This is a genomic window from Kitasatospora sp. NPDC087271 (genome assembly GCF_044744605.1).
In the GTDB taxonomy this organism is placed as follows: Bacteria; Actinomycetota; Actinomycetes; order Streptomycetales; family Streptomycetaceae; genus Kitasatospora.
The window spans coordinates 542,136-560,375 of sequence record NZ_JBIUYQ010000002.1 but is presented as its reverse complement, the minus strand read 5'-3'; the positions used below and the strand labels follow the sequence as shown (position 1 = coordinate 560,375).

The following is an 18,240-nucleotide window of genomic DNA, read 5'->3' as shown; positions in this document are numbered from 1 at the left end:
GGCGGGGCGCCCCCCGGGGGGGGGGGGGGGGGGGGGGGTCCGGGGGGGGGGGGGGGGGGGGGGGGGGGGGGGGGGGGGGGGGGGGGGCCGCCGGGGGGGGGGGGGGGGGGGGGGGGGGGGGGGGGGCCCCCGCGGGGGGGGGGGCGCCGGGGGGGGGGCCCCCCCCCGCCGCCGTACGGTCGACGACCGGTCGACCTAGATGAAGCCGTCCAGCTCGCGCAGCAGCGCGGCCTTCGGACGGGCACCGGTGATGGACTTCACCGGCTCGCCGCCCTTGTAGAGGATCAGGGTCGGGATCGAGATGACGCCGTACTGGGCGGCGGTCGCCTGGTTGGCGTCCACGTCCAGCTTGGCGATGGTCAGCTTGTCGCCGTGCTCGGACGCGATCTCGTCCAGGATCGGGGCGACCTGGCGGCACGGGCCGCACCAGGTGGCCCAGAAGTCGACGAGCACGGGCTTGTCGCTGTCCAGGACGTCGGCCTTGAACGTCGCGTCGGTGACGGTGGTGGTGGCGCCGGCCACGGGAACTCCTCGGGTTCGGACGGAGGGGGCTGCTGCCAGGTGAACAACGGGCGGGCCCGTTCTGTTTCGCCCTGGCCGGGGCGGGGGTGTTTCACGTGAAACGGGTGTCACACCCCCGCGGGGGTCGGTCGGTGGCGAGGGGGTCAGACCGCCACGGCGGCGGTGGCCTTGGCCTCCAGGTCGTCCAGGGCGGCGAGGTAGCGCTCGGCGTCCAGCGCGGCGGAGCAGCCGGTGCCGGAGGCCGTGATGGCCTGGCGGTAGGTGTGGTCCACGACGTCGCCGGCGCCGAACACGCCCGGGATGTTGGTCCGGGTCGAGGGCGCCTCGACCTTGAGGTAGCCCTCCGCGTCGAGGTCCAGCTGGCCCTTGAACAGGTCGGTGCGCGGGTCGTGGCCGATCGCGATGAACAGGCCGGTGACGGCCAGCTCGCGGGTCTCGCCGGTGGTGGTGTCGCGCAGGGTGACGCCGCTCAGCTTCGGGTCGCCGTGGATGGCCTCGACCGCGCTGTCCCACTCGAAGCGGATCTTCTCGTCGGCGAAGGCGCGCTCCTGCATCGCCTTGGAGGCGCGCAGGCTGTCCCGGCGGTGGATGATCGTGACGCTCTTGGCGAAGCGGGAGAGGAAGGTCGCCTCCTCCAGGGCGGTGTCGCCGCCGCCGACCACCGCGATGTCCTGGTCGCGGAAGAAGAAGCCGTCGCAGGTGGCGCACCAGGAGACACCGCGACCGGAGAGCTTGTCCTCGTTCGGCAGGCCGAGCTTGCGGTGCTGGGAGCCGGTGGTGACGATCACGGCGCGCGCCCGGTGCACGTTGCCCTCGGAGTCGGTGACGGTCTTGATGTCACCGGTGAGGTCGACCGAGACGATGTCGTCCGGGATCAGCTCGGCACCGAAGCGCTCGGCCTGCGCCCGCATGTTGTCCATCAGCTCGGGGCCCATGATGCCGTCCCGGAAGCCCGGGAAGTTCTCGACCTCGGTGGTGTTCATCAGGGCGCCGCCGGCGGTGACGGCCCCCTCGAACACCAGCGGCTTGAGGGAGGCCCGCGCCGTGTAGAGCGCGGCCGTGTAGCCGGCCGGGCCGGAACCGATGATGATCACGTTACGGACGTCGCTCACTGCATCTCCTGGTTCGCATCGCGACCCGCGCTAGGTGCGGGGAGGGCGGTTCTGCTCCGCCGCCCGGGACAACGACTGACCAGTGTCTCGCATTCCCAGGCGGATCAGTACCAGGCAGTCGCACTGTGGGAGCGGCGCGGCGCCCCGCTCGTCGATCGCATGGGAACGGAGCCCCGATCCCCGGGACCTCCGATCCCCGGGACGTCAACGGGTGGGGACGGTGCGTTGCAGCACGACCGGGCCGCAGCCGGGGGAGCGCAGGTAGACGTCCGCGAACCCGGGCCGGCCGGGCGCCGGGTAGACCAGGACCTCGACCGGGGCGCCCGCGTAGCTGCCGTGGTCGGTGGCCAGCGGCACGCCCTCGGCGGGGGCCGGGCAGGACGGCGGGGACGACGGCGGGGAGGCCTGGGCGGTGAGCTCCTGGCGGCCGTCGGCGGGCATCGCGGCGGAGGGCTTGGCGGGCCCGGTCGGGCGCAGCCCGGGGGCGGTGCCCGACCGGGCCAGCAGCTGCTGGATCTGGGTGGCGAGCTGATCGTCCTGGTAGGTCGGGCCGGCTCCCGCGGCGTGGTCGGCGCGGGAGCTCTGTGCCGTGCCGGGGCTCGCGCCGGTGCCGAGGGAGGCGGAGGCCGGGGCGCCGGCGGACAGGGCCGGGTGCTGGTCGTCCTGGCCGGCCGGGTGCAGCAGCAGGGCTGCGCCGAGGGCGATCGCGGCCAGGGCGGCGGTCGCGCCGAGCAGCAGGCCGGCGCGCCGCCGCCGGGGGCGGGGGCGGCCCGGGCCGGTGGGAGCGGCGGGCCGGGAAGGGGGTGCGGCGGGCGCCGCGGCGGCCCGGGCGGCCGGGGCAGGGGCGGTGGCCCGGGAGGCTGCGAGGGGGGCCTTCTCGGCCTCCTCCGCCGCTGCGGAGGAGGCGGCCGCGGCGAGGGCGGCATCCAGCCGGGCGGCGACGTCGGCGGGCATCGGCGGGGCTTCGACGGCGCCGAGCAGTGCCTGGACCTCGCCGAGCGCGTCGGCGCTCTCGCGGCACTCGGCGCAGCCGTCCAGGTGCCGACGCAGCGTCCGGGCGGCGTCGGCGGACTCGACCAGCCCCTCGGCGAGGTCGGCGAGCTCGTCGACGGAGGGGTGGTCCTCGGCGGGACCGGCGGGGCCGGGGGAGGAGAGGTGGGCCGTCATCGCGTGCTCGCGTCTCCTTCCAGAACCGTCCGACCGGTGTTCGGGCCTGTCCCTGTGACGGTGCCGGTGCCCGTCGGGTTCCCCGGCGCGTTCCGCCGAGGTGGCGGGGCCGCGCCGGGGGCGTTCGGTGTTTCACGTGAAACATCCGTTCCGCCGCCGCTCTCGCGCAGGTGGCGGACCAGCGGGAGCAGCCGGGCCCGGCCCCGGGCGCAGCGGCTCTTCACCGTGCCCACCGGGACGCCCAGCAGCTCGGCGGCCTCGGCGACGGGGTAGCCCTGCATGTCGACCAGGACCAGCGCGGCCCGCTGCTCGGCGGGCAGCTCGGCGAGCGCGGCGGCCAGCTCGCGCTGCACCTCGGCCCGGACCACCGGGGAGTCGGCCGGTTCCGCGGCGCCGACCAGGGTGTCCAGGCGCCGCGGGTCCTCGTCGAGCGGGGTGGTGCGGCGGGTGGCGCTGCGCCGGGCGCGGTCCAGACAGGCGTTGACCACGATCCGGTGCAGCCAGGTGGTGACCGCCGAGCGGCCCTGGAAGCCGGGGGCGGCGCGGAAGGCGGAGACCAGGGCGTCCTGGAGGGCGTCGGCGGCCTCCTCGCGGTCGCCCAGGGTGCGCAGGGCGACCGCCCAGAGCCGGTCGCGGTGGCGGTTCACCAGGAGGCCGAAGGCGTCCGGGTCGCCGGCGACGTGCCGGGCGAGCAGCGCCGCGTCGTCCTCCGCCACCGTCACCCCTCGCCCCCCTCGCCGTCGTTCCGCAGGCCGGACCTCCGGTCAGCCGGAGACCTTGACCTCGGCGACCTGCCCGCGGAACTTGCCATCCGTATCCTTCGGCAGGCTGGTCAGCCAGATCAAGAGGAAGCGGGTGTTCGTCGGGGCGTTGAGGGCGAAGTCGACGCTGCTGCCGCTCTTCTTCCCCACGGTCGTGAAGGAGGTCAGCGGCGCCTTCTGCGGGTTGTCCGCCGCCTGGCCGTTCGGGATCCGCAGCTCGGCCGTGGTGGTGCCGACGAACTGGACGTTCACCGAGCTGACGGCGTGCGGCGAGCCGAGGTCGATCAGCAGACCGGTGCCCTCCTTGTAGCCGCCCGGGACGAACTGGTCGTCGTAGCCGAAGGTCGGCCAGCTCGTGCTGGGGTCGCCGTCGATGGCCTTGGGGAGGGCCCAGGCGGATTCCGCCGAGTCGCCCTTCGGGTTGTACGAGAGGGCGGCCCTGGGCGCGATCGGCGTCGGGTTGTGGGTGCTGGCCTGCGGGGTCGGTGCGTCGCTGGTGGCCGAGGCCCGCGGGGGGGTGCCCGGTCCGGTGTTGCGCAGGTTGTCCACGAACTGCCAGGAGGCGACGCCGATGGCGCCCAGAGCGACCGTCCAGGCCGTCGCCTTGACGACTCGGCGCAGCCGCCGCCGGGTGCGCCGGTTCGAGGTCGGCCGGGACGAGGCGGGCAGCGGGGCGACGGCCGGGTCGGCCACCCGGGTCGGGTTGGGCGCGGTCGGCAGCGCGTGGGTGTTGTGCCGGGGCGGGGCAGGGAAGGCGGGCAGCTCCGGTTCGGGCTGGCGGATCCGGGGCATCCGCGCGATCGCCCGGGTCAGCTCCTCCGGGGTGGTGATCGGCTCGGCGTGGTGCGGCGGGTGGTCGAACAGGGCCCGCGCGGCCAGCTCGGACAGGCCCTTGTGGACGCCCGCGCGGACCTGGTCCGGCGCGGCGTTCTGGAGGCCCTTGGGCAGGCCCTGGAGGTCGTAGCGGTCCTCCGGGTAGGGCCAGCGGTGGGTGAGCGCGGCGAACAGCAGGGCGCCGATCGCGCGGGTGTCGGTGCGCTCGGAGCCGTCGGTGCCGTCCTCGTCGGGCAGCCCGCGCAGGGCGGCGTCCACCGCGATGCCGTTGATCCGGTACTGGCCGCTGTCGGTGCGCAGCACGCAGCGCGGGGTGAGCCGCAGGTGGGCCTGGCCGCGCCGGTGGGCGGCGGCGACCGCGTCGGTCACCTGGCGGACCATCTGGTACGCCTCGTGCGGCTCCATCGGGCCGTCGGCGAGCAGCTTGGCGAGGTCGGAGGCGTGCGGCAGCCACTCCCGCACGACGTAGACCAGCTCGCCCTCCTGGACGGCGTCCAGGACCTGGACGAAGCGCGGGTCGCCGAGCAGGGCGGCGGACTTCGCGGCGGCGAGCACCTTGCGGGCGCGCTGGTGGCCGGAGGCCATCAGGTGGACGCCGACGGCCCGGCGCAGCTTCTCGTCGACCGCGCGCCAGCTGCTGAAGGTCTCGGTCTGGGAGATGCACTCCTCCAGCCGGTACCGGTGGCCGATCATGTCGCCGCTGTGCCGCAGCGGGGCGGGGAGGGTGCGGGGCAGGGTGGCGGTGTCGCGCGGGTCGACGGTGGGCTGCGGGTCGGTGGGGCGGCGCTTGGCGGCCGCGGGCTCCGGGGCGGCGGGCTTGCGCCGGGCGGTGCCCGCGGCCAGCTCGGCGGCGATCTCGTGGGCCGAGAGCGGAGCGGTGATCTCCGAGGTCTCCTCGCCGAGGGGGGTGTCCTGGCCGGCGTCGGAGGCGTCGGTGCCCGCGTCGGCGGCCACCGGGGTGTCCGGGGCGGCGCCCCGGTCCTCGGGCGCGTCCTCGGCCGGGTCCTTGGAGGAGGTGTCGGCGGCGCCCGCCGGGGCGGCCTTCCCCGCCGTGAGCTCGTCGATCGCCGCGGCCAGTGCGGCCTCGTCCGCCGCCGCGTCAGCTGCTGACGTGTCGACGACCGCCTTGGTGCCATCAGCCACCGTGGTCCTGCCTCCCCTTGTGTCGCCCCGGCTTGAGAGAGTCGCTGGAGCCCGCGGGTTGGCGGCCACGTGCTCCAGGACAATTGTGCCCACTCTTCTCCACCGAGTACGACCGCTGAGGGGCGCGCTCGGTTGCGTGCTGGTGGAGAGATGTGGTGCAGATCCGACACCGGGCCGCCATCTCGCGGCCCGGGCGGAGCCGGGCGCGGGCGGCGGCCCGGCACCCGGCCGGACGGGCGGAGGAGCCGGTGGCTCCCGTTGACACCCGGTCAGGGCGCCCGCTCGTCCGGTCGGTCGGTGTGGTGGATCAGCGGCCCAGCCGGCCGCGCACCATGCCGAGCATGGCGTTGAGCTCCTCGATCCGCAGGCGCTTCGCGATGAGCACGAACACGGCCAGCTGGAGGCCGCCGCCCGCGACGAGGGACAGCACGCTGCCCATCCAGCCGTCGAGCACCTGCTGGACCGCCAGGCTGACGCCGAGGCCGACCAGCGCGGACGGCACGCCGGCGGTGGCCAGCCGGCTGTAGGTCTTGCCGATCCGCTTGCTGTCCAGCCCGCCGATCTTCTTCTTCAGCTTCGGCAGTGCGACCGCCACCCCGACGGCGTAGGCCAGACCATAGCCGAAGGACATCCCGATCACGGCCCACTGGGCGGGCAGCGTGAACCAGCAGAGCACCGAGAACCCGGCCTGGCAGACCGCGACCCAGACGGTGTTGGAGAACGGCGTCCGGGTGTCCTCGTAGGCGTAGAAGCCGCGCAGCATCACGTACTGGGCCGAGTACGGGATCAGCCCGAGCGCGAAGGCCGACAGCATCAGACCGACGTTGGTCGCGTTGTCCAGGGCCCGGTCACCGCCGCCGATCCCGTAGATCGAGCGGGCGATCGCCGGGCCGAGCGACAGGAACAGGAAGGCGCCCGGGACGACCGCCACCGCGCTGGTGCGCAGCCCGTACGACAGGTCGTCGCGGACGGCTCCGGCGTCCTCGTCGGCCGCCGCCCGGGAGAGCCGGGGGAGCACCGCGCTCATGATCGAGACGGTGATCACGGCCTGCGGGAGCTGCCAGATCAGCAGGGCGTTGGAGAACGCCGCGAGGCCGACGCCCTCGTGGCCGCCCTTCTCGGCGGCGCTGCCGGCGGCGGTGGCCAGCTGGGTGATGACCAGGAAGCCGGCCTGGTTGGCGAGCACGAAGAGGAAGGTCCACTTGGCCAGCCGGGCGGCCTTGCCCAGGCCGTGGCCTCGCCAGTCGAAGCGCGGCCGGTAGCGGAAGCCGGCCGACCGCAGGTACGGGATCATCGCCAGCGACTGGACGACCAGGCCGAGCAGGGTGCCGAGGCCGAGCAGCCGGACGCCCTCGGGCGAGATGCCCTCGGGGGTCACGTGCGTGCCGCTGTAGCCGCCGTACACCCAGATGTAGGCGCCGAAGGTGAAGATCACCACGATGTTGTTGAGGACCGGGGTCCACATCATCGCGCCGAACCTGCCGCGGGCGTTGAGGATCTGCCCCATCACCACGTGGACGCCCATGAAGAAGATGGTCGGCAGGCAGTACCGGGCCAGCGCGACCGTGGTCTCGGCGCGCTCCGCGTTCTCCATCATCGGGTGCGAGATCAGCTGCACCAGCAGCGGTGCCCCGAGCACCGCGAGGAACACCACGCCGCCGAGCCCGACCATCACCAGGGTGAGCAGCCGGCTGGCGTACGCGGTGCCGCCGTCCTCGTCGTTCTTCATGCTGCGCACCAGCTGCGGCACGAAGACGGCGTTCAGCGCGCCGCCGCCGATCAGGATGTACAGCAGGGTCGGCAGGGTGTACGCGGCGTTGTACGAGTCGCCCATGACGGCGACGCCGATGGCCGCGGTGATCACCATGGTCCGGACGAAGCCGGTGCCGCGGGAGACCAGCGTGCCCGCCGCCATGATCGCGCTGGAGTTCAGCAGGCTCGCGACCTTGCCGCCGCCGGCCGCCGGGGCGGGCTCGGCCGCGGGCGCCAGCTGTGCGGCGCGCTCCTCGGCGACGAGGTCCGCCAGCGGCTCCACCGCCGGCGGCACCGCCACGGCGGCCACCTGCATGGTGGCCTCGTCCTCGGAGAGCGGCGGGTCGAACTCGATCGGGGGGACGAAGGGGCGGTGCCCGTCCGGGCCGGCGTACTGCTGCTGCCCCTGGTAGCCGCCCATCGGCGGGTACGGCGCGGGGGCGACCGGCGGCACGGCGGCGGCGGGGGGCGGGGGCGCGACCGGCGGTGCCGTCGGGTGCGCCGGGGCGGGCGGGGGCACCGGCGGCTGGGCCGCGGCCTGCGCCTGGTGGCCGCCGAACAGCGCGTCCACCCCGACGTACTCGGTGGTCTCGCTGTCCCAGGTCGAGTGCGCCGGGCCCGGCTCCCACTGCGGCCGGGGCTGCTCAGGGCCGCCCCACTGGCCGCCGCCGGCCGGAGCCGGGGCCTCCTGCCAGGCGGCCTGCACCGGGGTGTCCCAGCCGGGCTGCACGGGCGGCACCGGGGCCGCGAACGGCGTCGGCGCCGAGTACTGCGCCGGCGGCACCGGCGTCGGGTAGCCGCCGCCCTGCGGCGGCAGCTGCGGCGGCACGTCGTACGCGGTGGCCGGCGGCTGAGGCGCCGCGGGCCGGTCGGCCCGCAGACCGTACGGGTCCTGGCCGGCCTGCGGGTTCCCGTACGCGTCGGCCGCGTACGGGTCCTGGGCGTAGGTGTCGGCCACGTACCAGTCGCCGGACGGCGACTCGGCGCCCGGCCGGTTCTCACCGCGGCCCGGCGGCCGCTCCTCGCTGCGCCCGGTCATGTCACCTCTTCGCTGTCGTGGGGGAGGCCGGCCCGGCGTTGCGGGGGGGTCGGCGGTATCAAGGACCAACCTTCTCATCACTGGCGGTCCGATCCCGGCCATCCGCGTTGCTGCCGCGCGGTGTCTGCGCGGGGCCGGCCTCGGCGGATCCGCCGTCGGAGCCGTCTTCGGGGCCGTCGCCGGGGCCGTTCCCGGCGGGTTCGCCGGCACCGCCCCCGGCCTCGCCGTCGGGCTTCTCCCCGCTCGCGTCCCCGCCCGCGTCCTGCGCCCCGTCCCGGGCCCCGTCCGCCGCCGGGGCCGGTGCGCCGCCCGCCGCCGGGCCGTCGACCGGCTGGTCGCCGTCGGCGTGCGGCTGCCCGGCCCGCCGCTTGCGCTGGCGCACGAAGCGCAGCGCGGCCAGCAGCAGCAGGGCGGCGGCGGCCGCGAAGACGTACAGCACGCCGTTGGTCACCGAGGTGACGTCCACCCTGAACTGCTGCGGTTCGCCGTACTTCTGCGGGTTGGGGCCGGTGGTCCAGAGCTGGGCGGTCATGTTGACCGGGCCGTTGTTGTGCGCCTCGGCGTTGAACCGGAGGGTGACGCTCTGGGAGGCGGGGATGACCAGTTCCTCCTCCTTGCCCACCCGCAGCCGGTTCGGCTGGGTCGAGGTGAGCACCAGCTTGAGGTTGGTGACGGTCTGGGTGAGGTCGTTGCGGACGCTGACCTGGAGCAGACCGGTGTTGCCGGCGAAGGTGACGACGTTCTTCTTCGGCACCCGGACGGCCCCGGTCAGTTCGTCCAGGTACTTGGCGACGTCCGCGCGGTAGGTGCTGCCGGCCGCCGCGTTGGTGCGCCACTCGGTGGACAGCGAGCGGACCATCGCGGCGCTGAACGGGCCGCGCACCCGCTGGGGCAGGGTGAGCACCCGCATCAGCGTGTCCAGGTTCTGCTGGATCTCGTCGGTGCTGCTCAGCTCGGCCGCGGACAGCTCCGAGGCGCGGACCTGGGCCGGGTAGTCGGCGGCCGCCGGGACGGTGGTGTTGGCCTTCGGGTCGGGCGAAGCCTGGGCCAGGGCGTCCAGCTTGACCGGGGCGAGCCACTTGTTGTCGGAGGCCGTCTGCAGGGCGTCCGCCAGCACCTTGGCGGTGCTCGCGGTCAGGTCGCGCGGCGGCATCACCAGCAGGCCTCGCTGGTTCTGCGGCTGCTCGTGGGTGATCGTGTAGGTCTCGGCGAGGAAGCGCTGGTTCGCCCTGGTCTGCGCCTGCGGGGAGGCGAGGTCGGTCTGGAACAGCGAGGAGACGGTCTCGTCGGCGACCACCGCGTTCTGCCCGTTGCCGATCGGGCGCACCGCGGTCGGGGTGTAGTTCATCGCGTCCGGCTCCGGCATGCTCGCGCCGTTGACCAGGACCAGGCCGTTGCCGGCCTGCTGGGCGACGCCGGCGATCTGCTGGTCCAGGTAGCCCTGGTACGGCCAGGCCACGTCCGAGCGGGTGTCGACGGACAGCCGGCCCTCGACGGTGAGCCGGCCGGCGGTGGCCGCCTTGCCCATGGCGGTGCCCATCCCGGTCAGGTCGGCGCCGTTGTGCGCGATCGAGGCGAGGTCCGGGTCGGCGTAGGGCAGCGACACCACCTGGCCGCCCGGCTTGGCGACGGCGGTCCGCAGCTTGTCGAGCCAGGCCGCGGCGGCGGCCTGGCCGGTGCCGGGGACGGTGTTGTCGTCCTTGGCCGGTTTGCCGACGACGTCCTGGCCCGGCTTCTGCACCCGGTACTGCTTGGTCATCGCGAACGCGGTGTCCAGCAGGTCCGGGTCGACCACCCAGGTCAGCCCGGTCATCTTGGCCCCGGTGTCCACCAGCTCGTACAGCCGGCCGCCCGGGGAGAACTCGGCGGTCAGGCTGTCGTCGCGCAGGACGGGGACGGGCTGGTCGTTGTCGGAGTAGGTCTGCGCGGCCAGCACCGGCGCGTGCACCAGCGGCCAGAGCGTGGTGACCTTGCTGGGCTGCGCCTCGGCGCCGCCCGGGTTGTACGGCAGGAAGGTCCGGGCGATGCCCAGCGGCCGGTCGCGCTGGTTGTCGGCGGTCGAGCCCCAGGCGTCCACCGCGAGCTCGTAGACGCCGCTGTCGGACAGTCCGAGGTCGCTCACCGAGACGCTCAGGGTGTAGGGCTGGTTCTGGCCCGGGCCCAGCTCCGGCAGGGCGTACTGCGGGCTGTCCAGCTCCACGCCGTCGGAGTTGCTCGGGCCGCTGCGGGTGGTCACCAGGGAGAGGTCGCTGCGCCGCTGCAGCGGTTTGCTGGACAGCGGCTTGCGGACGGCCGCGTGGGCGTTCTTGACCGCCGCCTTGCCGGTGTTGGTGACGTGCCCGGTGATCTTCACGATGCCGTTCGGGCTGGCCACCTGCGGTGCCACCGTCTCGATGGTCATCTCCACCGGGTACTCGGCCGAGACGCCGTTGTCGGCGGTCGGCCGGATGCCGCCCCCGGCGGGTAGCGCCGCGGCCGGGGCGACCGCCGAGAACAGGGCCAGGGCGGCCCCGCAGACGGCGGCGAGGCGGCGGGCCGCCCGCCCCGCGCGCCGCCCCGTACCGTGCCCTTCGACGGGGCGTTCGGTCCTTCCGGGCCGTCGGTCCGCCCCCAGGCCCGAGTGCCGTGCCGGCTCACTCACTCGTTCCGCCCTCGCCGTTCTCGATCGCTCGCTGCTGATGCTGTTCGCTTGACGTTCTTCGCTTGACGCTGTTCGCCGCGCTGGTGCCGCGGGAGCTCCGCCGTCCTCGGCGGCACGCGACACCGCATCCCCTGTCCGGTGCCCGAGACTCGTCCACCGGCATGGTAACGATGCAGCCCGTGGTGCAGTGTTGCGGGCCTTGGGGTGAGACGCCCAAAACGCGCGGGCGGTTGACCTGCCGGGCCACGTACTCTTGTGAGCCGTGTCCACTGCCAATGAGTCCACCGCGCACCTCGACCGTTCCAGCACCGCCGTCCAGGCCGTCCCAGGCCTGAGCGAGGCCCAGACCCTGGGGCTGCAAGAGCTGCTGCGGGTGTCGCCGGTGGCCGACGAGATCGCCCGTCGGTTCGAGGCGGCCGGCCACCGGCTGGCCCTGGTCGGCGGCTCGGTGCGGGACGCCCTGCTCGGCAGGCTCGGCAACGACCTGGACTTCACCACCGACGCCCGCCCGCAGCAGGTGCTCAGGCTGGTCAAGGGCTGGGCGGACGCGGTCTGGGACGTCGGCATCGCGTTCGGCACGGTCGGCGCCCGCAAGGACACCCCCGAGGGCTCCTTCCTGATCGAGATCACCACCTACCGCTCCGAGGCGTACGACCGGACCTCCCGCAAGCCCGAGGTCACCTACGGCGACACCATCGAGCAGGACCTGGTCCGCCGGGACTTCACCGTCAACGCGATGGCCGTCGACCTGCCCGGCCGCGGCTTCATCGACCCGCACCACGGCCTGGAGGACCTGGAGGCCCGGGTGCTGCGCACCCCCGCGACCCCCGAGGAGTCCTTCTCCGACGACCCGCTGCGGATGATGCGCGCCGCCCGCTTCGCCGCCCAGCTCGACTTCGAGCCGGCCCCCGAGGTCGTCGCCGCGATGACCGCGATGGCCGAGCGGATCACCATCGTGTCCGCCGAGCGCGTCCAGGCCGAGCTGAACAAGCTGCTGCTGGCCAAGCACCCGGTGAAGGGCCTGCGGCTGCTGGTCGACACCGGCCTGGCCGACCACGTGCTGCCCGAGCTGCCCGCACTGCGGCTGGAGCGGGACGAGCACCACCGGCACAAGGACGTCTACGAGCACTCGCTGACCGTCCTGGAACAGGCCGTCGACCTGGAGCAGGACGGCCCGGACCTCACCCTGCGGCTGGCCGCGCTGCTGCACGACATCGGCAAGCCGCGCACCCGCCGCTTCGAGTCGGACGGCCGGGTCTCCTTCCACCACCACGAGGTGGTCGGCGCCAAGATGACCCGCAAGCGGATGCGCGAGCTCAAGTACTCCAAGGAGCTCACCGAGGACGTCTCGCACCTGGTCGAACTGCACCTGCGCTTCCACGGCTACGGCGGCGGCGAGTGGACGGACTCCGCGGTGCGCCGCTACGTCACCGACGCCGGACCGCTGCTGGAGCGCCTGCACAAGCTCACCCGCTCCGACTGCACCACCCGCAACCGCAAGAAGGCGGCGGCGCTGTCGCGCACCTACGACGGCCTGGAGCAGCGGATCACCGAGCTGAAGGCCCAGGAGGAGCTGGACGCCGTCCGCCCGGCGCTGGACGGCAACCAGATCATGGAGCTGCTCGGGCTCAAGCCCGGCCCGCAGGTCGGCAAGGCGTACAAGCACATGCTCGAACTCCGGCTGGAGCACGGCCCGCTGGAGCACGACGAGGCGGTGGCCGCGCTGCGGGCCTGGTGGGCCGAGCAGCAGGGCTGAGCGACGCTGCGAGGGGTGGTCCCGGCCGACGCCGGGACCACCCCTCGGGCGTGCCGGGTCAGCCGTGGAGGCTCTGCAGGCAGAGCACGTAGTTGAGGGCCGGCAGGTTGGAGTAGGTGCGGGTGTAGGTGCTGTCCGACTTCGGCTGCTTCTCGCAGACCTTCTCGTCGGACGTGGCCAGGTACTTGAAGACCACCTTGTACTGGGCGCGGGAGTCGCCGCAGGGCAGCATGGTGATCTTCGGGTTGGCGTCGTGGGTCGCGCCGGTGCCGTTCTCGTTGCGCAGGCAGTCGCCGGGGTTGGCCCGGTCGATGCTGTCGGCCGCGGTGCTGGGGGCGGTCGGCGGCGGCAGCGTGATGGTGGGCACCGGCGGCATGCTGAACGTCGGCGAGGGGAACGGCCGCGGCGCGTGGGTCGGCAGCGGCGGCGCCGAGAAGGTGGTCACCGGGGGCACCGCCACCGTCGGTACCGCGATCGGCGCGGCCGGGCCGTCGTCCTTCGGGCCGAGCACCCCGGTGGCGGCCAGGACGAGCGTGACGACCACCGAGAGCGGCAGCAGCAGCATCAGCGCGTGCGGACGCCGGCCCAGCGGGACGCCGGGGTCGAGCTGGGGGCCGTGGCTGCCCGGGACGGGCGGCGGCAGCCGCTTGACCTTGCCGTTGGCGGCGAGGTTCAGCAGCAGGGTGATCGGCGCCAGCAGCACCGATGCCGGGCTCCACCAGCCCTGGACCAGGGTGCGGGCGGACAGGTCGCGCACCGTCGCCGTTCCGCAGGTGCGGCAGAACGGGCCCGGCATCCGCAGCATCCGGTAGGCCAGGACCAGGCCCTGGTGGCCGCGGACGGTGGCGTCCACGGCCGGGAAGCCGCCGCAGAAGCGGCAGGCGGGACCGTCCTGCGGCGCCGGCGGCGGGTATCCGTACCCGTACCCGTAGCCGGGCGCGGGCGGCGGGGGGTAGCCGTACGGCTGGTCGGGCGGTGGCGGGGCGGCCGGGTAGCCGTAGCCGGGCGGCGGGCCCGGCGGCGGTGGCGGGGTCGGCCGGCCGTAGGGGTTTCCGGTGGCGTAGGGGTTGCCGTCGTCGGGCGACGGGGCACCGTACGGCAGCTGGGGCGGCGGAACGGACAAGAGATCCCCCGGGGATGCGGTGGTGGTGGAGAGGTCAGGCCTTCCCCGGCAGCGGGGCGCCGGCCGGGGTCATCGGGCCGAGGCAGAGCACGTACCGCTTCTTGTTCCAGCGGCGTCCGCTCTTGCCCGAGACGGCACTGGTGGTCTGCGGTGTCTGCCGGCAGCGGTTCACGTCGGTGGTGTCGCCGAACGTCGAAAGGACCCGGTAATTCGCTTTGGTGTCAGTGCACTTGACGATCTCGACATCGCGCGTGCCGCTCACCCGGACGCAGTCGCCGGGTTTGGCGCTGCTGACGCTCGGCCCGCTGACGAAGTAGCCGACGGCCAGCGCGAGGCAGCCGCCGACCACGCCGACGATCCGCAGCTTCGCCTTGACGCCGCGCTTCGCGGCGGGCGCCTCGTCGGCCGGGGCGGGCGGCGGGTAGCCGTACGGGCCGGCGGGCGGCTGCTGGCCGTACGGCGGTTGGGCGCCGTAGCCGGGCGGCTGCTGGCCGTAGGCCGGGGGCGGTCCGAAGCCGGGCGGTGCGGGCTGGGGCGGTCCGGGTTGCGGCGGTCCGAAGCCGGGCGGTGCGGGTTGGGGCTGCGACGGGATGTACGGCACCTGCCCGTACGGCGGGGCCGGCTGCGGGGGCGGCCCGTACGGCGGAGGTGGCCCGTACGGGCCGGGCGGTGTGCTCATCAGTTCGTCCCCCGAGGCCGAGTGCTGTCGCTCCGACAGGTCTGACGTACCTTAGCGACTCGGTCGGACGCCCCCGTTCCGAGGGGCCGAGGGCCTTCAGGAGGCCTGGTCGCCGGGGAGCGGCCCGTACCGCCGGGCGGAGCGCAGGTAGAGGAGCGCCGAGAGCCCGTACACCGCGGCGACCCCGACGACCACCACGACCGAGCGGCCGGAGAGCGGCAGCACCAGCGCCGTGACCAGGGCGGCGGTCACGAAGGCGACGTTGAACAGCACGTCGTAGATCGCGAAGACCCGGCCGCGGTACTCGTCCTCGACCGACTCCTGGACCACGGTGTCGGCGCAGATCTTGGTGCCCTGGGTGACCACCCCGAGCAGCAGCGCCGCGAGCAGGCAGGGCAGCAGGGTGAAGCTCAGGCCGAGCGCCGGGACGAAGACCACCGGGGCCGCCAGGCAGACCGTCATCCAGCCGGCCAGGCCGAGCCGCCGGGTGCACCAGGGGCTGATCACCGCGGCGACGAAGAACCCGGCGGCGGACAGGCCGACCGCCTGGCCGAGCGTGACCAGTCCGGCCGCGCTGTCGGCCGGGTCGTTGAAGGTGTACCGGGCGAGCATCACCACGACCACGATCAGCACGCCGTAGCAGAACCGGGCCGCGGTGACGGCGGCCAGCGCGTGCACGGCGGGCCGGCAGTCCCGCACCAAGTGGCGCACGGCGGCGCCGAGTTCGACGGCGGCCCGGACCAGCGCCTGGCCGAGCGCCGGGCGGTCGCCGTGCTTCTCCGGGCCGAGCAGGTCGCGGTCCATCCGGCGGGCGGCCAGTGCGGCCGACAGGTAGAGCAGCGCGGCCACCGTGACCAGCGCGGCGTCGGCCTTCGGCCCGGGGGTCATCACCTGGTGCAGCAGGAAGCCGACCCCTCCGCCGGAGGCGGCGGCGACCGTGCCCAGCGTGGGGGAGAGCGCGTTGGCGGTGACCAGCTGGTCCTGCTCGACCACCCGGGGCAGGGCGGCGGACAGGCCGGCCAGGATGAACCGGTTGAGCGCGGTGACCAGCAGCGCCGAGGCGAAGAACAGCCAGGTCGGCGCCTCCGCCAGGAGCAGGGCGCCGGTGCCCAGGCCGAGCCCGAAGCGGGCCAGGTTGCCGTAGTAGAGCACCTGGCGGCGGCGCCAGCGGTCCAGCAGCACCCCGGCGAACGGGCCGATCACCGAGAACGGCAGCAGCATCACGGCCAGCACCGAGGCGATGTCGGCGGGGGAGGACTGCTTCTCCGGGGAGAACACGACGTAGGCGGCGAGCGAGACCTGGAAGACGCCGTCCGAGAGCTGGGAGAGCACCCGGGCGGTCAGCAGCCGCCGGAAGTCCCGGCCGCGGAGCAGACCGAGAAGCGTGGCACGGTGTGCGGACTGGTGGGTGCTGCCGTTCTCGGTGATCGCCACCCGCCCAGAGTGCCATGGAACCGGCCGCCGTTTCACGTGAAACATTCGCCGAGAAACGGTGAAGGGCCCACGATCCGATGATCGTGGGCCCTCCGGCGCGGCCGGCGGCGGTCACCCGCCGCCGGCTCCGGCGCTCGACCTCAGCGCTCGACCTCGCCGCGGATGAACTTCTCGACGTTCTCCTTGGCCTCGTCGTCGAAGTACTGCACCGGCGGGGACTTCATGAAGTACGAGGAGGCCGACAGGATCGGGCCGCCGATGCCGCGGTCCTTGGCGATCTTCGCGGCGCGCACGGCGTCGATGATGACACCGGCGGAGTTCGGGGAGTCCCAGACCTCGAGCTTGTACTCCAGGTTCAGCGGGACGTTGCCGAACGCGCGGCCCTCCAGGCGGACGTACGCCCACTTGCGGTCGTCCAGCCAGGCCACGTAGTCCGACGGGCCGATGTGGACGTTGTTGGCGCCCAGCTCGCGGTCGCGGATCTGCGAGGTGACGGCCTGGGTCTTGGAGATCTTCTTGGACTCCAGGCGCTCGCGCTCGAGCATGTTCTTGAAGTCCATGTTGCCGCCGACGTTCAGCTGCATGGTGCGCTCGAGGATGACACCGCGGTCCTCGAACAGCTTGGCCATCACGCGGTGCGTGATGGTGGCGCCGACCTGGGACTTGATGTCGTCACCGACGATCGGCACGCCGGCCTCGGTGAACTTGTCCGCCCACTCCTTGGTGCCCGCGATGAACACCGGCAGGGCGTTCACGAAGGCGACCTTGGCATCGATGGCGCACTGGGCGTAGAACTTGGCGGCGGCCTCGGAACCGACGGGCAGGTAGCAGACCAGGACGTCGACCTGCTGGTCCTTGAGGACCTGGACGACGTCGACCGGGGTCTCGTCGGACTCCTCGATGGTCTCCCGGTAGTACTTGCCCAGGCCGTCGAGGGTGTGGCCGCGCTGGACGGTGACGCCGGTCGGCGGCACGTCGCAGATCTTGATGGTGTTGTTCTCGCTGCTGCCGATGGCGTCGGCCAGGTCGAAGCCGACCTTCTTGGCGTCGACGTCGAACGCGGCGACGAACTCCACGTCGCGGACGTGGTACTCACCGAACTGGACGTGCATCAGCCCGGGGACCTTGCCGGCCGGGTCGGCGTCCTTGTAGTACTCGACACCCTGCACCAGCGACGCGGCGCAGTTGCCCACGCCCACGATGGCTACGCGAACCGAACCCATTCCGGTTGCTCCCTGTGATCTCATGAGGGCCGCCGGGGTCGACGGCACTCGTCCTGCTTCTTCGATGACTGCTTGTACGGGCGCGAGGCGCCCACTCCTGCCGCGCGGCACAGGGCTGACGCGGTGTCAGCGCTCCTGGGCGGAGCGCCCCGGGCGGTCGTACGGTGGCCCGGGCGGGTCCTGGGACCCTTCCTCCTGGCCACGGCCGTCCGAAGTCTTGTGGGGTACGGCGGTGGTGTTGCCGCCGGTGGCGGGCCCGGTCCGGCCGGTGCGGTTGGCCCGCTCGGTCTCGATCAGCTCGTTGAGCCACCGGACCTCGCGCTCCACCGACTCCAGTCCGTGCCGCTGCAGCTCGACGGTGTAGTCGTCGAACCGCTCGCGGGCGCGGGCCAGCGAGTTGCGCATCTTCTCCAGTCGCTCCTCCAGCCGGCTGCGGCGCCCTTCCAGGACGCGCATCCGCACGGCCCGGTCGGTCTGGCCGAAGAACGCGAAGTGGACGCCGAAGTGCTCGTCCTCCCAGGCGTCGGGCCCGGAGTCGGCGAGCAGCTCCTCGAAGCGCTGCTTGCCTTCGGGGGAGAGTCGGTAGACGGTCTTGGACCGCTTGCCGTTGAGCGCGGTGGCCGGGACGTACTCGACGTCCGGGTTGTCCTCGACCAGGAAACCCTGGGCGACCAGGCTCTTCAGGCACGGGTAGAGCGTTCCGTACGAGAACGCCCGCAACGTTCCGAGCAGGACGTTGAGCCGCTTGCGCAGCTCGTAGCCGTGCATCGGGGCGTCGTGGAGCAGACCGAGAACGGCGAACTCCAGCACTCCTGAGCGCCTGCCCATTGCCGTCGTCCTCCTTCCTCTCGGCCGTCGTCCGGCCGCTGCATCGGGCGGTATGCCGCGTCGATGTATCGGCTCGATATATCGAGAACAGTAAACCGGGCCCTCGGAACGGGCAAGGGGGGCACGCGTGAAGGTGATCACAAGCCGACGCGCAGGAGTGATTGGCAACGGGCGTGTAATGATCTGCTGCCGTTTTGCGGTCATTGGGGACTGATGCCCGATTAGT

The 18,240-nt window shown here is 73.6% G+C and carries 13 protein-coding genes; 1 reads left to right on the top strand and 12 read right to left on the bottom strand.

The window, feature by feature from the left end:
* Positions 1–195: 195 nt before the first annotated feature.
* From trxA to ACIO9K_RS05585, 7 genes are all read right to left on the bottom strand, one after another.
* On the bottom strand, positions 196–522 hold the full coding sequence (trxA, locus tag ACIO9K_RS05615) for a thioredoxin (protein ID WP_363579871.1): 327 nt from the start codon (positions 520–522) through the stop codon (positions 196–198).
* A gap of 143 nt (positions 523–665) precedes the next feature.
* Positions 666–1,634 carry a thioredoxin-disulfide reductase gene (gene trxB, locus ACIO9K_RS05610; RefSeq protein ID WP_363619401.1) on the bottom strand — a complete coding sequence of 323 codons (969 nt, stop codon included), beginning with the start codon at positions 1,632–1,634 and terminating at the stop codon, positions 666–668.
* A gap of 204 nt (positions 1,635–1,838) precedes the next feature.
* The gene (locus ACIO9K_RS05605) at positions 1,839–2,801 is read right to left on the bottom strand and encodes a hypothetical protein (protein WP_400327262.1); all 963 of its coding nucleotides are present in this window, start codon (positions 2,799–2,801) and stop codon (positions 1,839–1,841) included.
* Positions 2,798–3,517, bottom strand: a complete 720-nt coding sequence (sigM, locus tag ACIO9K_RS05600; RefSeq protein WP_363619403.1) for an RNA polymerase sigma factor SigM — start codon at positions 3,515–3,517, stop codon at positions 2,798–2,800. Before sigM ends, ACIO9K_RS05605 begins: the two co-directional genes overlap by 4 nt.
* A gap of 48 nt (positions 3,518–3,565) precedes the next feature.
* Positions 3,566–5,539 (bottom strand): serine/threonine protein kinase, encoded by a 1,974-nt coding sequence (locus ACIO9K_RS05595; protein ID WP_363619404.1) that lies wholly within the window; start codon positions 5,537–5,539, stop codon positions 3,566–3,568.
* A gap of 307 nt (positions 5,540–5,846) precedes the next feature.
* The gene (gene murJ, locus ACIO9K_RS05590) at positions 5,847–8,330 is read right to left on the bottom strand and encodes a murein biosynthesis integral membrane protein MurJ (RefSeq protein WP_363619405.1); all 2,484 of its coding nucleotides are present in this window, start codon (positions 8,328–8,330) and stop codon (positions 5,847–5,849) included.
* A gap of 58 nt (positions 8,331–8,388) precedes the next feature.
* Positions 8,389–10,971, bottom strand: a complete 2,583-nt coding sequence (locus tag ACIO9K_RS05585; protein ID WP_400327259.1) for a DUF6049 family protein — start codon at positions 10,969–10,971, stop codon at positions 8,389–8,391.
* A 355-nt stretch (positions 10,972–11,326) separates the two neighbouring features.
* Here ACIO9K_RS05585 and ACIO9K_RS05580 point away from each other — a divergent pair, with 355 nt between their 5' ends.
* Positions 11,327–12,727: a CCA tRNA nucleotidyltransferase gene (locus ACIO9K_RS05580; RefSeq protein ID WP_400327508.1), complete on the top strand. Its 1,401-nt coding sequence runs from the start codon at positions 11,327–11,329 to the stop codon at positions 12,725–12,727.
* A 58-nt stretch (positions 12,728–12,785) separates the two neighbouring features.
* Here ACIO9K_RS05580 and ACIO9K_RS05575 read toward each other — a convergent pair whose 3' ends face one another.
* The 5 genes from ACIO9K_RS05575 to ACIO9K_RS05555 all read right to left on the bottom strand — a co-directional run bounded on the left by ACIO9K_RS05575 (position 12,786) and on the right by ACIO9K_RS05555 (position 18,014).
* Positions 12,786–13,850 (bottom strand): hypothetical protein, encoded by a 1,065-nt coding sequence (locus ACIO9K_RS05575; RefSeq protein WP_400327257.1) that lies wholly within the window; start codon positions 13,848–13,850, stop codon positions 12,786–12,788.
* 34 nt (positions 13,851–13,884) lie between these two features.
* Positions 13,885–14,529, bottom strand: coding sequence for a hypothetical protein (locus ACIO9K_RS05570; RefSeq protein ID WP_363619408.1), 645 nt, complete (start codon positions 14,527–14,529; stop codon positions 13,885–13,887).
* Between the two features lie 96 nt (positions 14,530–14,625).
* Positions 14,626–15,963 carry an MFS transporter gene (locus tag ACIO9K_RS05565; protein WP_363619409.1) on the bottom strand — a complete coding sequence of 446 codons (1,338 nt, stop codon included), beginning with the start codon at positions 15,961–15,963 and terminating at the stop codon, positions 14,626–14,628.
* Positions 15,964–16,103: 140 nt separating this feature from the next.
* Positions 16,104–17,186 carry an inositol-3-phosphate synthase gene (locus ACIO9K_RS05560; protein ID WP_363579861.1) on the bottom strand — a complete coding sequence of 361 codons (1,083 nt, stop codon included), beginning with the start codon at positions 17,184–17,186 and terminating at the stop codon, positions 16,104–16,106.
* A gap of 126 nt (positions 17,187–17,312) precedes the next feature.
* Positions 17,313–18,014 carry a PadR family transcriptional regulator gene (locus ACIO9K_RS05555; RefSeq protein WP_063348480.1) on the bottom strand — a complete coding sequence of 234 codons (702 nt, stop codon included), beginning with the start codon at positions 18,012–18,014 and terminating at the stop codon, positions 17,313–17,315.
* Positions 18,015–18,240 lie beyond the last annotated feature (226 nt).